Origin of the sequence: Histophilus somni (assembly GCF_014202395.1) — a bacterium.
In the GTDB taxonomy this organism is placed as follows: domain Bacteria; phylum Pseudomonadota; class Gammaproteobacteria; order Enterobacterales; family Pasteurellaceae; genus Histophilus; species Histophilus somni.
In genome coordinates this window covers 38484-53132 of sequence record NZ_JACHGQ010000006.1, presented here as the reverse complement: position 1 = coordinate 53132, position 14649 = coordinate 38484, and the positions used below count along the sequence as shown (strand labels likewise).

Below are 14649 nucleotides of genomic sequence, written 5' to 3'. Positions count from 1 at the left end.
CAATGGAGAGTATTATGTTTTTTAATAAAAATCGTCAGCAAACGTTACTGCGGTTTTCTGCTGTTACGTTGCCTTTATTTTCATTTAATGCAATCGCTCAATTTAATGATTCTGCTACATTAGATCAGATTGTTGTTGAAACGCAACAAGTATCGGCTAAAACTTCAAGCACAAATAGCCAACAAATTAGTCGAGGTTTGGTATGGAACGAACAGGATTTGGTCCGTTGGCAAACAGGTGTTACAGTCACAGAAGGAGGGCGTGGCGGTGCCAATGGTTATACTATGCGTGGTGTAGAAAGCGACCGTGTGGCGATGAGTGTTGATGGAATAAGTGCGGTCGAAAGTTATATGCCTCGCTTTTACTATATTAAAGGATTTTATAATGGTAATCGCAACAGCACGGAAATTGAAAACTTAAGTAGTGTAGAATTTAATAAAGGAGCGAATTCTTTAACACAAGGTAGCGGTGCGTTGGGCGGTAGCGTGTCGATGCGAACAAAAAATGTGCATGATTTTGTAGACTCGAATAAAACTGTTGGATTTTATGCTAAAACTGCCTATAGCTCACGTAATACGGAATATCGCCAAGTGATAGGGGGGGGGTTCAAGCAGGGTAACGCCGAGGGATTGTTGCAATACACCTATCGCCATGCACATGAAAACAAAAATTACTACAGTGGCAAACTAAAAGACGTTGCGTATTGTGGCATTTTACCAAATGGAGACCAGCGAGATATCTTTCCCCAATTATGTGGGCGTAGTCGTGTATTACCTGATAATGTGGATTATCACAGCCGATCTTGGTTGGCAAAATTAGGATATCATTTTACTCCACAACATTTTGTGCAAGGTTTTTTTGAAAATCTTGAGCAAAGCAGAAAAATTTTAGAAAAAAGTTTTTATGCTTCAAATCGTCAAGAAGCGGGCGATATAACACCTTATCAGCGATTTGGTCTTTCCTATAATTATACCCCAACGGAAAGCTGGCTAAATAAATTTAGCGTACAATTAGCCCAACAAAAAGTCTCACAACAGGCTAATTCCAATCAATATGGTGTTTCTCCGCAAGATTATAATATTATTACTGACAAGCGTTTATATAAAACAGAACAGAAGCATTATCAATTAGATGTTTCTTTTATTGCCAATGAAATTGCCGGCAAGTTTGCTCATCATCAATTATCAGGTGGATTGGGTTATCATTGGGGTAAATTAGAAAATAGAAATCAAGAGTATGGTGCTTATTCAAGGATAAAACAACGTGAATTCACTATTCAGCAACCTGTTGCCCGTCAGGCTTGGTATGCCTATGTGCAGGATTTAATCAGTATTAATCAAAAATGGGGAGCAAATGCAGGAATACGCTTCGATCACTATCGCTATAAGCCCACCACAAGTGCATTAAAATATGATCTTGCCAGTCAAAAAGTCGAAGTTTTACCCAAGAAACAATTTAGTGCGGTCAATTTTTCGTTGGGATTAAATTATTCGCTCACCGATTCCACGTTACTTAGCTATGAATTCAGCACAGGTTTTAAAGCACCGAAAATAGAAGAAATGTATTTTGATTTAAAAGGGGCAAGTGATGTCCAATATTTACCTAATATCAATTTAAAACCTGAAAAAGCACAAAATCATGAACTCTCTCTTACCACAGAAGGAGACAACTATCAATTAAGCTTGGCTGTATTTTATACAAAATATCGGGATTTTATTGATGTCGAAACAAAACCAAAAATTGGCTCTCGTCAAAGAACTAACTGGAAAACACGCCCAAAAACGACATATACTGAATATTATTTAGATGGCGTAAATTATCAGCAGATAAATATTGATAAAGCCGATGTTACCGGTCTTGATTTCCATGCCCGTGCTAACGGGAAAATAGTTGGCTTATCCAAATCTTGGTACGCCATATTAAAAGCCAGCTATGCAAAAGGGCGTAAAAATAATGGCACGGCGATGTTACCAATCCAGCCTTTTAGCGCGACGTTGGGATTAGGCTACCAAGCGGATAACGACAAATGGAATGTTCTCTTCAGCGGGCGATATGTCAGTGCTAAAAAAGCTAAAGATGCTATTGATATTCCGAATGTAAATAGCTTGCAATTGAATGTTGATAAAAACACAGGGAAAATATCCGACTTTAGACAACCCAAACCTTATCGTTTTTTAAGCAGTTCTTATGTCGTATTTGATTTAACCGCACAATATCGCCTAAACTCCCATTTCGCCTTAAACGCAGGTATCTTTAATTTATTTAATCGCAAGTACACCACTTGGGATACGTTACGACAAATTAAATATAATGGTGCATTGGGCGACGTATATAACAACGGAAAAGGGTTAGAACGCTTTACTGCTGCCGGACGTAATTTTGCTTTATCATTAGAAATGAAATTTTAACGAATGTTATTTGTTATGATTTGAACGACAAAGTGCGGTGAAAAAATCAAAAATTTCACCGCACTTTTCGCTTTTCATCAATAGCCCTCGCTCAACATATTCGGCAGAAAACTTGCCTGTTGAATCCGTTTAACTCTTGTTTCAATTCGTCCGTCATCATATAACTCAATTTCACGCCACCCCGGTTGTAATGTGTCTAAAGAAAAATGATTACTGTCAGGTTTAAATTGAATACATGTAGAAGGCGTTGCCATAATTTTATATCCCTGCCATTTTGTATCCATTGCTTGATGAATATGCCCATATAAAATGCCCCGCACTTTTCTAAAAGGTAACAACACTTGCATTAAGTCTAAGGAATTGCGTAAATTATGTTGATCCAACCAAGCCGAATTAGTGGAAACAATATGATGATGTAGAACAACTAAGGCATAGCGTTTTGGATAATCTCTCAGTTTTGCTGACAACCAATCCAATTGATATTGTCCTAGATACCCATGAGGTACGCCTGATACTTGACTGTCCAACATCAAAATTTGCCAATTTTTTCCCACTAATACATGTTTTGTCGGATAAATGTATTCTTGATATTGACTTAAAACATCAAACATTTTAGGTTGAAAATCATGATTTCCCGGAATCCAAAAAACTTTTTTATTCAACAACTTAACCGATTCAGCAAAATATTGATAACCTTCTTCACTGCTATCTTGTACTAAATCTCCCGTTGCTAAAACAAGCTCATAATCAAATTTACTTTGTAAAACCTCGCTTAATACTTGATTAAAACTATCATACGTATTAATGCCAAGTAATTCTCCATTTTTTTCTTTAAATAAATGGGGATCGGTAATCTGAATTAAACGAACTACTTTCTCTGAAGTAGGGTATTGATATGTACTGATCAAAATATTCACCCTTTATATACAACAAACGGGTTATAACTTACTGTTTTAATAAAAAATTGCATTAAAAAAATAATGAAAATGTTAACAGGATCATATTTTTATCTAATTTTTTATAAAAAATATAATCTGTATCACATTTTATAACCATTGTTGTTGCAAAGTTTTATAATTGAGTTGTAACCATTGCAATCCCATGACCGCTATACCATTATCAATTTTTCCCTCGCAGACCCATTGATAGGCAATTTCTCTGCTAATAACATGCACCTGAATATCTTCATTTTCTTCCGCCAAGCCATGAATACCTTTTGCTTTTGTACTATCAACTTTTCCGGCAAACAAATGGATACGCTCAATCACTCCGCCCGGACTATCCCACACACTTAAAACATGCTGCAAATTATCTACTTGAACGCCTGCTTCTTCTTGACTTTCTCTTAGTGCAACCTCTTCAGGCTTTTCTCCCTCTTCCACCATACCTGCAATTAATTCAAATAACCAAGGTGATGTGGTTAATTTGGGATCGTAAGCACCAATGCGAACTTGTTCGACTAAAATCACCTTATCTAAATATGGATCATACGCAATAACTGCTGATGCTGCCCCCTTATAAAGTAATTCACGAGTTACAACTCCACTAACACCACCAGCAAACAGTTTATGCTTAAATTGAATGCGTTTTAATTGAAAAAAACCTTTGTACAATGTTTCTTCATGAAGAATTTCAATATCTTGCTGAGTAAATTGCTGAACTTCCATATATACCTCTAAAATTATTAAAAATTGGATTGGCTAAAAATAGCTTAAATCATTAAATCAAAAAATCCCTAAATATTTCATCAAGATGCTTCAATAATATCTCGCTACCCGCAACGTTTTCCTCGTACCACGCTTGTGATAACAACTCAGGGCAAAATTGTTGTTGATATATATCTGCAATGGGAAAATAGCTTAAATGCCAAAGTTCATTGCCCACTTTTTTATCTTTTAACTCAAAAAATGGAAAATAAAAACCAAATTGTTGTGCATTAACTAATAACCAATTAGTTAAGCGTTGAAAATAACCACCAGTTTGATATTCCCAAGGCTCAAGTTGTAAAGATTGTCCTTTTGGCAATAAATCAGGATCAAAAATATCGATTTCCGTTCCCCAATGATGGCGACTTGCTCCCGGCATCGCAGACCAACGCAAAATCGCTTGTGCTTTTTGCCAATCGTCAAGTGCGGTTAAATCTAACGGATTTCCTTGATCATCATGAACTTTACGTTCTCCATAAAATTTTGTATTCCAAATTAAACGCTGACGTTCAAAATCACGAAAACTACTTACTGGCTGTAAATTAAAGCCAGCTTGCTTTGCAGCTTGCTGTAACTGCAAAAAAGCAGCGACAACGTCCATCTGCAAAAAATGATTAGCCGAAAGCGTATTCGGTAATGAAATTAAATGTTCACGACTTTTTCCTGTGAGGATTTTTGATAACTTATTGTTCATTAAACAATTTTTCCAAAATATAATAATAAATCTCACCGCACTTGGCTAAATCATCAATATTCACACACTCATTCACTTTATGAATAGTTTGATTGAGAGGTCCAAACTCTACAACTTCCGCTCCCATTGTGGCAATAAAACGAGCATCAGAAGTACCTCCTCCTGTATCTAAGTGCGGTCTGATTTGAGTAAATTTTTCTACTGCTTCCAGTGTGGCATTTACTAATTTTCCTTGAGGTGTTAAAAACGGTTTGCCCGATAAATTCCAGTCTATACGGTACGTTAACTTATGCTTTTCCAACATCTCAGTCACTTTAGTTTTAATAATTTCATCTGTCACCTCAGTACAATAACGCAAGTTAAATTGCACATAAAGTTCACCGGGGATTACATTATTACTACCTGTCCCTGCATGAATATTGGCGATTTGTAAACTGGTCGGCGGGAAAAATTCATTACCTTTATCCCATTGATAATGAGTTAATTCATCTAAGAATTTCAAGGCATTATGAACAGGATTATCCGCTAAATGAGGATAAGCCACATGACCTTGTACACCTTGAATATACAAATTTCCTGTAATAGAACCACGTCGTCCGTTTTTAATAATGTCGCCAAATTGCGTTGCACTGGAAGGTTCACCTACTACACAATAGTCAATCTTTTCGTTACGTTTTATTAGCGTTTCCACTACTTTTACCGTTCCATTGGTAGCCGCTGCCTCTTCATCAGAGGTAATCAACAAGGCTATTTTTCCCTGATGATTTGGCAGGTGTTTCACAAAAGTTTCCGCCGCAATAACCATTGCTGCCAAAGCACCTTTCATATCCGCAGCACCACGCCCATACAGCATATTTTCAACAATTCGGGCTTCAAAAGGCGGATAAGTCCATTGACTTTCATTACCAATCGGAACAACGTCTGTATGCCCCGCAAAAGCAATACATTTTCCTTCACCATGAGTAGCCCATAAATTTAAGGTATCACCAAAAGGTAACCACTCCAACTTAAAACCAACCGCTTGTAAACGTTCGGCAATAAGTTGTTGACAGCCTTGATCATCAGGGCTAATTGAAGGACGTTGAATAAGACTTTGAGTGAGAGTAATTATGTTATTTTTCATAAGATTTTATTTTTTTACGAACGTTTGCGTAGCATCTGTCCTTTTATCAATTCATAGTTTCATTTTGCACTATTGCAATATGCCATACGTTAAATAGAACGTTGTTAATCTTTTATTTCAATACACGTTCATATTCTTCTACACTAAACCCAATCAACGCTTTGCCGTCTTGTAAAATAATCGGACGTTTAACTAAAGTAGGTTGTGCAAGTAAGGTTTTAAGTGCGGTCTGTTTAGTCAGATTTTGTTTGATTTCTTCATCTAAATTACGCCATGTCGTACTACGTTTGTTGACTAAATTTTCCCAGCCAAATTGCTGTTCCGCTTGTTCTAGCCAATATTGTTGTAAACCGTCTACACGAAAATCGTGAAGTTGGTATTCAATATTGTTATCTGCTAACCATTTCAATGCTTTTTTAACAGTATCGCAATTTTTAATACCATATACCGTAATCATAATGTTCCCTTACTCTTTTAACTGTTGAATTTTTTTAATCACATTCGTTGTAGAACAGCCATTTTCAAAATTTAACACCTTGACCTCGCCACCATTTAGCCAGACTTCTTTGCTGCCAACGATTTCCTCAGGCTTGTAATCTCCACCTTTGACTAATAAATCAGGTAATATTTCTGCAATTAAACGTTGAGGTGTATCTTCATCAAACGCAACAAGCCAATCCACAGAAGATAATCCCGCCAAAACAGCCATTCTAGTCGCTAAATCATTAATCGGACGAGTTTCACCTTTAAGACGTTTTACAGAATTATCCGTATTAACAGCGACAATTAAACGATCACCTAATTTACGTGCATTTTCTAAATAAGACACATGCCCCGGATGTAAAATATCAAAGCAACCGTTTGTCATCACTATTTTTTCTCCTCGTGCTTTTGCCAATTCCACCGCCGCTTTTAATTGACTTTCTTCCATAATGCCAAAACCTGCCGTAGTTCTGCCATGAATGGCATTTTCTAACTCAACTGTTGAAACTGTTGATGTACCTAATTTGCCAACAACAATCCCTGCCGCCACATTCGCTAAATAACAAGCCTCCTCATAACTACGCCCATCAGCAAGTGCGGTAGCTAATACGCTAATTACGGTATCGCCCGCACCGGTAACATCAAACACTTCTTTTGCTTCTGTAGGCAAATGAAATGGTGCATTGTTTGGACGTAATAATGTCATTCCTTTTTCTGAGCGAGTAACCAGCAAAGCAGATAAATCAAGATCTTTTATTAGTTGCAAGCCCTTCTCTGCAATCTCTTCTTCACTATGACATTTTCCGACAACCGCCTCAAATTCCGACATATTTGGCGTCAACAACGTCGCACTACGATAACGTGCAAAATCAGTTCCTTTCGGATCGATCAGGACAGGGATATTCACTTTACGAGCAATTTGGATCATTTTTTGTACATCATTTAATGTCCCTTTGCCATAATCAGATAAAATTAATGCACCATATTTTTGTACCGCACTTTCAAGCTTACACAATAAATCCGCACTTGTTATATTGTTGAAATCCTCTTCAAAATCAAGGCGTAATAATTGTTGATGACGTGATAGGATACGTAATTTAGTAATAGTTGGGTGCGAGTCAAGTTGAGTAAAGTCGCAATGAATACTTTGTTTTTCCAATAGCTGCATTAATGCCCTAGCTGCTTCATCTTTTCCTGTTAAACCCAATAACCGAACAGGTACATTTAACGAGGCAATATTCATAGCAACATTAGCCGCACCGCCTGCTCTTTCCTCATTTTCTTGTACTCTAACCACAGGAACCGGAGCTTCAGGTGAAATTCGATTGGTTGCCCCAAACCAATAACGATCAAGCATGACATCACCGAGCACCATTACTTTAGCTTGATTAAACTGTGCTGAATATTGCATCATTTTTCTTTTCTCTCATAAAATCACTAAAATTTCGCTGATTTTACCACAGTAAAAATGCTATTTCGTCAAATTTCCGTTAAACTACGACGCAAAATCAAAGTTGTATTAGATTAAGTAACATTATGGCAAAAACATCAATTCCACAATTTAATATTGAATTTCTTAAACCCAAATATTGGCTATTCTGGTTAGGATTTCTATTTTTCCGCCTGATTTTATTACTCCCCTACCCAATCTTGCTTAGAATTGGAAACGGTTTAGGTTCTTTATTTTCTCGTTTGAAAATCGGTCAACGCAGAACAAAAATCGCTCGCCAAAATTTACAGCTCTGTTTTCCTCATTATTCTGAACAGGAAATCAACGATATATTACAATCCAATCTTAAAGCAACAGGCATGGCAATTATTGAAACCGGTATGGCTTGGTTTTGGTCAGATAAACGAATAAAAAAATGGAGCAAAATTGAAGGGCTTGAATATTTAAAAGAAAATCAACAAGACGGTATTATTCTTGTAGGTATTCATTTTCTCACTTTAGAATTAGGTGCAAGGATTATTGGTCTATCTCATCCAGGCATTGGCATTTATCGACCGCATGATAATCCTTTAATGGATTGGTTACAATGCCGTGGACGTGCAAGATCAAATAAAGGTTTATTGGATCGCAAAGATTTACGTGCAATGATTAAAGCTATTCGTCATGGTGAAATGATTTGGTACGCTCCGGATCATGATTATGGAAGAAAAAATGCTGTTTTCGTACCTTTTTTTGCTGTACCGGAGGCGGCAACAACAACCGGAAGTTACTACTTAATAAAATCATCACCTAAGAGCAAAGTTATCCCTTTTACACCGCTTCGTAACAAAGATAACTCTGGATATACGTTGAACATTTCAGCACCTATTGATTTTTCGGATATTCGCCATGATGAAACGGCAATAGCAACACGAATGAATAAGATTGTAGAAAAGGAAATATTGCAAGATGTAACACAATATATGTGGTTACATCGCCGATTTAAAACCAGACCTGATGAACATCAACAAAGTTTATACGAATAAACTGCAAGTACCGTAACAGAAAACGAAGCTGTATTAGAGCGTAAAACACCGCCAAATATGACCGCACTTTTGTCGGTTCAAAAGATAGGCAAAGGGAAAATAGCGTTATTATCGGTACAAAATGATCCTGATGAAGTGTTAGACGGATTAGAACCGACACCGGAGAAATATCAACAATTAATGAACCCAATATTGAATCCGGTGATCAACGCATTAAACCAAGATGATTATGACACAGCACAGCAAAAACTTGCCACATTATTTGCTGATATGGATGATAATCAACCGGCAATGCTGACCAAAACTATTTTTGTCAGTGATTTATGAATGGGTCCGATCTCGAGAACAAATTATTAATATGTTGAAATAAGATTGACAACGTAGAAAAAATAAACAAAGATACACAAAAAACACAGGGGTTTTTATGCGACACGATGAATTAAAGTATGAAAATTTTACTTTTTTTTGGGTTACTCATTTGTACTACATCAGTGCTATGTTTACCGTTATTGTGTTGTTTGGTATTTCGCTAAGGATGAGTTGGGAAACCTTATCTGTCATTCATTTTTTCAGTTCCTTGCTTATTTCCGTTTTTTTGCTTTCTATCCCTGTCGGTATAGGTTGCGTGTTATTCACGTTTGCATTAACGCCTTTGATGTTACTTTTGGATACAGTGCTAATGGCAATTCAAAAGAAATCCGGACGTTATCATGCTAAAGAACAGGTCGATTATCAATTTAGCCTTGAATGGGGCATAAGTGCCATCATTCTTATTGCGGTTATTTGCTATTTTTTAATATAAAAAGACAATAACGACAAAAACTACGGTGGTTCTATGAAAAGTAAATTGACTGTTAATGATTTTATCGACCTTATTTTTGTGTTAATTGTCGCGTGTCCTTACCTTATTTGTTATTTTTATTTTGATTTAAGCGTTGGGCTGACGTTTATTTTTGGCAGTGTTGCTTTATTTTTTATCTTTGTGTTGTTTTATGATACGTCCAATCGTGATAAAAATTGTTGCCACTGCAAAAATAAGAATTTAGATGATGACATCTAATCAATATTTTCACTCAATGCGTTGATCACAAACGCTTCAATCCTGCTCTGTAAGGCCTAGTAATTCACGCTTGGCGTATTGTACTTTGTGTTCTTTGTGTCGTTCTACTCTTGCTCTTAATCCATATTGATGAATAGTGGCGATGTAGGCGGTATTTCCGCTAAACCCTAGTTCTATACCGTCTTTTTGGCGGCGTAGCTTCATGTGCCTTGCTTGGGTGATTTTTTTAAACATGGCTTGGGTTTTAATTCTGCTGTTTGGTACACTTTTTTTGTTTTTGGATCAGTTTTTGGTAACAGTTAAATTCTGTAATCGGTTCTTTTAGATCATAATTTATACTGTATATAAATACAATACTTTGTTTTGAGATAGCAAAAAATACTTGTTTTTTAAGCTGTTGTTAGTTTAGATCATTGGAGCTGTAGTTGGTTGGTTGTTAGAGGAATTTAAGAAATGGCACGCCCTATTGATACCATAATAACTAAAAAAACAAAAGATTGCGTTTTGTTTGATACAGTGAGGATCATTTGCTAATTTAAAGATCTGAATTGCGTTTTTTTGCGTTGTATTGCGTTTTAAAGATCTAAATTTAAAATTATGTTAATAGTAGTAGAGAAAAAGGATTTGTTAGGATCTGATTTTGCGTTGAAACATATACTTTTAATGTGCGGGCGTGGCGTGGGGTCTGCTGCGATTTTTGGGAGTGATGATTGATTAAAAAAAAAGCTAAAATTGTTTTTTTAAGTTTTCGTGATATGTTGGTTTTATATAATATGCTTGGGGTGGTGTTTTTATTTTAGGGGGAGAGAGAGGTTAAGGGGGAAAGAGAGGCTAAATTTTATGTTAAAAAAAAAGCCTGCATAAGCAGACTTTTACATTTTAGTCATGGCTTAGTTTTTGTCATTAAGTAACTAAGTAACTCTTGGCGTCCTCCCTGTCCTAAAAGATATGGTTTCAAGACAGTAACTCATAAGGCGTAAACGTAATAACAGTTTCACCAAGCCAATAATTCAGTTCTTCTAAACGTTGTTGCAGAGGCTTAATTTCATTAATGAAAAATACCTTTCCCGCCTTTTCAACATCACCAAACCCCGCCGCATTTGTAGGAATAACACCCATTAATTGCGGAGGCACACGATGAGCTGCTAATATATCATCACGGCTAGAATTTTTAATATTCAAAAACTCATCTTTAGCGACAATATCAGAAAGCGGAATAACTTGAATCCCATCTTTCTTGCCATGTGGTGCATGAATGAACAAATTCTTAAAATTACCTTTTCCTTTTGCCTGACTTAATTGTTTCTTAATTGCTAAAATATCCTCTTCTTTTTGCAACGGATCGGTCAAATACAAAATCGCCCCGGCATGTGCCCCGTTTTGATAATATTTACGTCTAAACAACGTTGCACTTTCATTCAAAAAAGCGGATTGCAAAGAAGAAAAATAATCAGGCAACCCATAAACCTCCTGATTAATATCAGGATTGACCAAATGAAAGACCGTATCTTTCTCAAAGGCATATTCTTTCACCCCGTATAACAAATAAAAAAGCCCTCGTTCCGCCCCTTTCCGCATATACTTAGCCAACGGCACATTAAGAGCGATTGTCTGACCAAAAGAATTCGTCATTTTTTCTAAATACGCATTTCCAAAAATCAAATAATCATTAACAAACTTTTCAAGTGTCGTACGAGGCAAAAGAGCGGTCGTTTTACAGGTAGAAAGCAAAATATTTTTCTTCACCGTAATAGCACTCTGATGATGAGAAGAACAGCGATAAGCACGAGAAAGTCCGTCAAAATCAATCGGCGGTGCATAATATTTATTGTGAAGTAAAACACTTTCAAAATAATTCAACATTGAACCACCCTCTAAAACCGGCACAGGATCGCCAAAACTAAAGGCGTGAACAGTATTTTTTGTCTTATTCATATTACATTAGATCCTATTCAAAAGAAAAAACAGTAGATTGATTGCGATGATTACCACCGCCGTAATTTTCATTTAAAATACAGTGCATAATTGCCCAAGCTAAATCACCATGGCTTGCGTCTTGCGAACGATCGGATACATAAGTCATCTGTCGACCTGTCTTAGTTGCCTGACGTTTAATCGTCATAAAACTATTAATAATATCTTTACCGTCCCATTTAATCCGTCTTTTTTGCACCAAGTTTAACGTCTTCAACACCATCTCATTTTTTAAATTCACGTCATAGGTCAATCCCACCGCAGAGGGAAAGAATTTTTTTACCAACTGAAAAACCCCCTCCCCCATACCCGTTCTGTCAACGGTGATTTTGGTTACATGATAATTTTTACAATAATCGGCAATTTTGCCGGCTTGTTGCTCATAATCCAGCCCATGAAAAGTTTCATAGTGCAAAACACGAAAATCCGCCCCCTCAACTTTAGGCGGTGCGACAATAGCTAATGCAGCACGGTCGCCGGTAAACGCCGGATCGTACCCAATCCAAACCTCACGATGACCAAAAGGGCGAGGATAAAAAGGTTTAAAATCTTGCCATTCCTCATAGCTATCAACTTGACAAGCCTGTAAATCGGCAAATTTAAAAATACTCGTGTTATCATCCGCAAATTGGCATAAAAATAACTGCTCAAACTCCTCTGTGGAATTTTCAAAGCGTAATTGTTCAATATCAAACAAATTACAACCGCCCTTTTGTGCATCATAAATCGTCACAATTTGCTTCCAATGTCTATCCGCACAAAGTCGCCCGCTACATAAATAATCATGACTAATATTAAATTCCGCTTTTTCTTCACCTGCTCGCCGTTTATTAAACAGCTCACCTGACCAAAATTTAAAGGCGTCTGACGCTTTCGTTGTCGGTGTAGAAAAGTAAGTTTGACGATATTGTTTTTGTGAGGCCATAGCACTTGCTACTTTCCGCAGTTCACCGAATTTAGGCACCCAAAAATATTCATCAAAATACAAATTACCATGATAACTTTGAGCCGTTGCCGAGTTCGTCCCCAAAAAAATTAACTCCGCCCCATTGGGTAATAAAATAGTTTCGCCTTTCAGTTCTAAATCCGCTTTTTCCTTAGCATAAGCCATAATATAAGAACGAAATTGCAAAGCCTGTTTTTTACTGGCAGACAAAAAAATCTGATTACGCCCTGTTTTTAACGCATCAACAAACGCCTCACGAGCGAAATAATAGGTTGCTCCGATTTGTCGACTTTTTAAAATTTCTCTAATCCGATGTTTGCCGGCATCAAACCAATGTCGTTGATACTGAAAAATACCATCAAAAAAGCCGTTAATCAGTAATTCTTCCTGTTCCGCAGTAATCGGATTTTTGTCTTTATATTTTCGGGGTGCATTGTATCGTTTTTCTAATTTAGGGTTTAAATCAACCTCATTACCGCCACCGTTGGAATATTTCTTAATTCTTGCCATTTTTTCCATTTGGCGACCCAACAAATCAATTTCTTTAAAATCCTGACCGGTTTTATCTTCTTTTAAAATAAGTAAATTCAATCTCGCCTCTAAGGTATTTTCAACCCGACCGACAGGGGCTATATCGTCCCATTTCTCCCTGTCTTTCCAACTTGAAATCGTGGAAATAGGCACCCCTAATTTGTCGGCAATATCCGTAATCCGCCAACCTGAAAAATAAAGCAAACGGCTTTCACGCTTACTGTCTAACGTTATATCAATCATCTATCCATCCTTAATTCTCACTCACAGCATAATAAGGAAATCCAAGAAAATGCATGACCCCTGTAAACTGTCAAAAAAAAATTAACATTGATAAGCAAATGACAAGAAAAAAGAAATCAACCAGTATAAAAACAAATTGAAAAGAAAAAATAGGAATACACCCATGAAAAAATACAAATCAAAATGGTTTGTTGTTGCAACCGAGGGGGCGACCACAGACGGACGTAATATTTCACGAGTTTGGATTGAACAAATGGCAGAAAGCTATAATCCTAAAACCTATGGAGCACGTATTAATTTAGATCACATCAAATCTTATCTTTACCGAGAAGAAGAACCGCATGCTCAAGCTTACGGTGATGTCATCGCCTTAAAAACCCAAGAAAGCGAAGGAAAATTACAACTCTTAGCACAAATTGACCCCACAGAAGAACTCATTGCGTTAAACAAAAAACGTCAAAAAGTGTATACCTCAATTGAAATCGATACCAATTTCAGCGACACGGGAAAAGCCTATTTAGTAGGTCTTGCAGTCACGGATAACCCGGCAAGTTTAGGGACGGAAATGTTACAGTTTGCCTCATCGGCACAAGCCAACCCCCTTAATGCACGCAAATTAAAAACGGAAAATTTGTTTACTGAAGCCGTAGAAGTCTGCTTAGAATTTAACGACGTGGAGCCGGAAAAACCTACTCTCTTTGAACGCATTACAGCGATGTTTAGCCAAAAAGAGCGGACAGATAAACAACGTTTTAACGATATAGATCAAGCGGTCATGTTACTTTCAAAAGAAGTACAACATCTCCATCAAAAAACCACCGCACTTGAAACGGAAAATCAAACGCTAAAACAAACGCTAAATGAATACACAGAAAAAACAAACGAACACAGCGAAAAATTCGCCGTGTTAGAAAAAAAACCGCATACCAACTATACCGAACGCCCTTTAATTAGTGGCGATAGTATGAATGATGGACGTTTCTTTTAATCAATTATCAGGACTTAA

At 36.8% G+C, this 14649-nt stretch carries 14 protein-coding genes; 5 read left to right on the top strand and 9 right to left on the bottom strand.

The window, feature by feature from the left end:
* Positions 1–14 precede the first annotated feature (14 nt).
* Complete coding sequence (locus HNR69_RS05225) at positions 15–2408, top strand: TonB-dependent hemoglobin/transferrin/lactoferrin family receptor (RefSeq protein WP_075293506.1); 2394 nt, start codon at positions 15–17, stop codon at positions 2406–2408.
* Positions 2409–2485: 77 nt separating this feature from the next.
* Here HNR69_RS05225 and cpdA read toward each other — a convergent pair whose 3' ends face one another.
* From cpdA to hldE, 6 genes are all read right to left on the bottom strand, one after another.
* Positions 2486–3316, bottom strand: coding sequence for a 3',5'-cyclic-AMP phosphodiesterase (gene cpdA / locus HNR69_RS05220; protein WP_075293507.1), 831 nt, complete (start codon positions 3314–3316; stop codon positions 2486–2488).
* Between the two features lie 138 nt (positions 3317–3454).
* Complete coding sequence (nudF, locus tag HNR69_RS05215) at positions 3455–4075, bottom strand: ADP-ribose diphosphatase (RefSeq protein WP_011608738.1); 621 nt, start codon at positions 4073–4075, stop codon at positions 3455–3457.
* 52 nt (positions 4076–4127) lie between these two features.
* On the bottom strand, positions 4128–4808 hold the full coding sequence (locus HNR69_RS05210) for a M15 family metallopeptidase (RefSeq protein WP_075293508.1): 681 nt from the start codon (positions 4806–4808) through the stop codon (positions 4128–4130).
* Positions 4798–5931, bottom strand: coding sequence for a succinyl-diaminopimelate desuccinylase (gene dapE / locus HNR69_RS05205; RefSeq protein ID WP_075293509.1), 1134 nt, complete (start codon positions 5929–5931; stop codon positions 4798–4800). Before dapE ends, HNR69_RS05210 begins: the two co-directional genes overlap by 11 nt.
* A gap of 112 nt (positions 5932–6043) precedes the next feature.
* On the bottom strand, positions 6044–6388 hold the full coding sequence (locus tag HNR69_RS05200; protein ID WP_075293510.1) for an ArsC family reductase: 345 nt from the start codon (positions 6386–6388) through the stop codon (positions 6044–6046).
* A 9-nt stretch (positions 6389–6397) separates the two neighbouring features.
* Entirely contained in the window at positions 6398–7828 is a 1431-nt protein-coding gene (gene hldE, locus HNR69_RS05195; protein WP_075293511.1) for a bifunctional D-glycero-beta-D-manno-heptose-7-phosphate kinase/D-glycero-beta-D-manno-heptose 1-phosphate adenylyltransferase HldE, read from the bottom strand.
* A 122-nt stretch (positions 7829–7950) separates the two neighbouring features.
* On the opposite strand from hldE, the gene HNR69_RS05190 reads away from it, so the two are divergent.
* The 3 genes from HNR69_RS05190 (at position 7951) to HNR69_RS05180 (ending at position 9691) form a co-directional block, all read left to right on the top strand.
* Positions 7951–8889 carry a Kdo(2)-lipid IV(A) acyltransferase gene (locus tag HNR69_RS05190; RefSeq protein ID WP_075293512.1) on the top strand — a complete coding sequence of 313 codons (939 nt, stop codon included), beginning with the start codon at positions 7951–7953 and terminating at the stop codon, positions 8887–8889.
* Positions 8890–8958: 69 nt separating this feature from the next.
* Complete coding sequence (locus HNR69_RS05185; RefSeq protein ID WP_135026570.1) at positions 8959–9216, top strand: hypothetical protein; 258 nt, start codon at positions 8959–8961, stop codon at positions 9214–9216.
* Positions 9217–9313: 97 nt separating this feature from the next.
* Positions 9314–9691 carry a hypothetical protein gene (locus tag HNR69_RS05180; RefSeq protein WP_012341730.1) on the top strand — a complete coding sequence of 126 codons (378 nt, stop codon included), beginning with the start codon at positions 9314–9316 and terminating at the stop codon, positions 9689–9691.
* A gap of 294 nt (positions 9692–9985) precedes the next feature.
* Here HNR69_RS05180 and HNR69_RS05175 read toward each other — a convergent pair whose 3' ends face one another.
* The 3 genes from HNR69_RS05175 to HNR69_RS05165 form a co-directional block, all read right to left on the bottom strand.
* Positions 9986–10153, bottom strand: a complete 168-nt coding sequence (locus HNR69_RS05175; protein ID WP_232451439.1) for a phage virion morphogenesis protein — start codon at positions 10151–10153, stop codon at positions 9986–9988.
* Positions 10154–10903: 750 nt separating this feature from the next.
* The gene (locus HNR69_RS05170) at positions 10904–11884 is read right to left on the bottom strand and encodes a phage portal protein (RefSeq protein WP_136122185.1); all 981 of its coding nucleotides are present in this window, start codon (positions 11882–11884) and stop codon (positions 10904–10906) included.
* 13 nt (positions 11885–11897) lie between these two features.
* A complete protein-coding gene (locus HNR69_RS05165) occupies positions 11898–13643 on the bottom strand; it encodes a terminase large subunit domain-containing protein (RefSeq protein WP_132995647.1) in 1746 nt (581 codons plus the stop codon).
* A 163-nt stretch (positions 13644–13806) separates the two neighbouring features.
* Here HNR69_RS05165 and HNR69_RS05160 point away from each other — a divergent pair, with 163 nt between their 5' ends.
* On the top strand, positions 13807–14631 hold the full coding sequence (locus HNR69_RS05160) for a GPO family capsid scaffolding protein (RefSeq protein WP_136122186.1): 825 nt from the start codon (positions 13807–13809) through the stop codon (positions 14629–14631).
* Positions 14632–14649 lie beyond the last annotated feature (18 nt).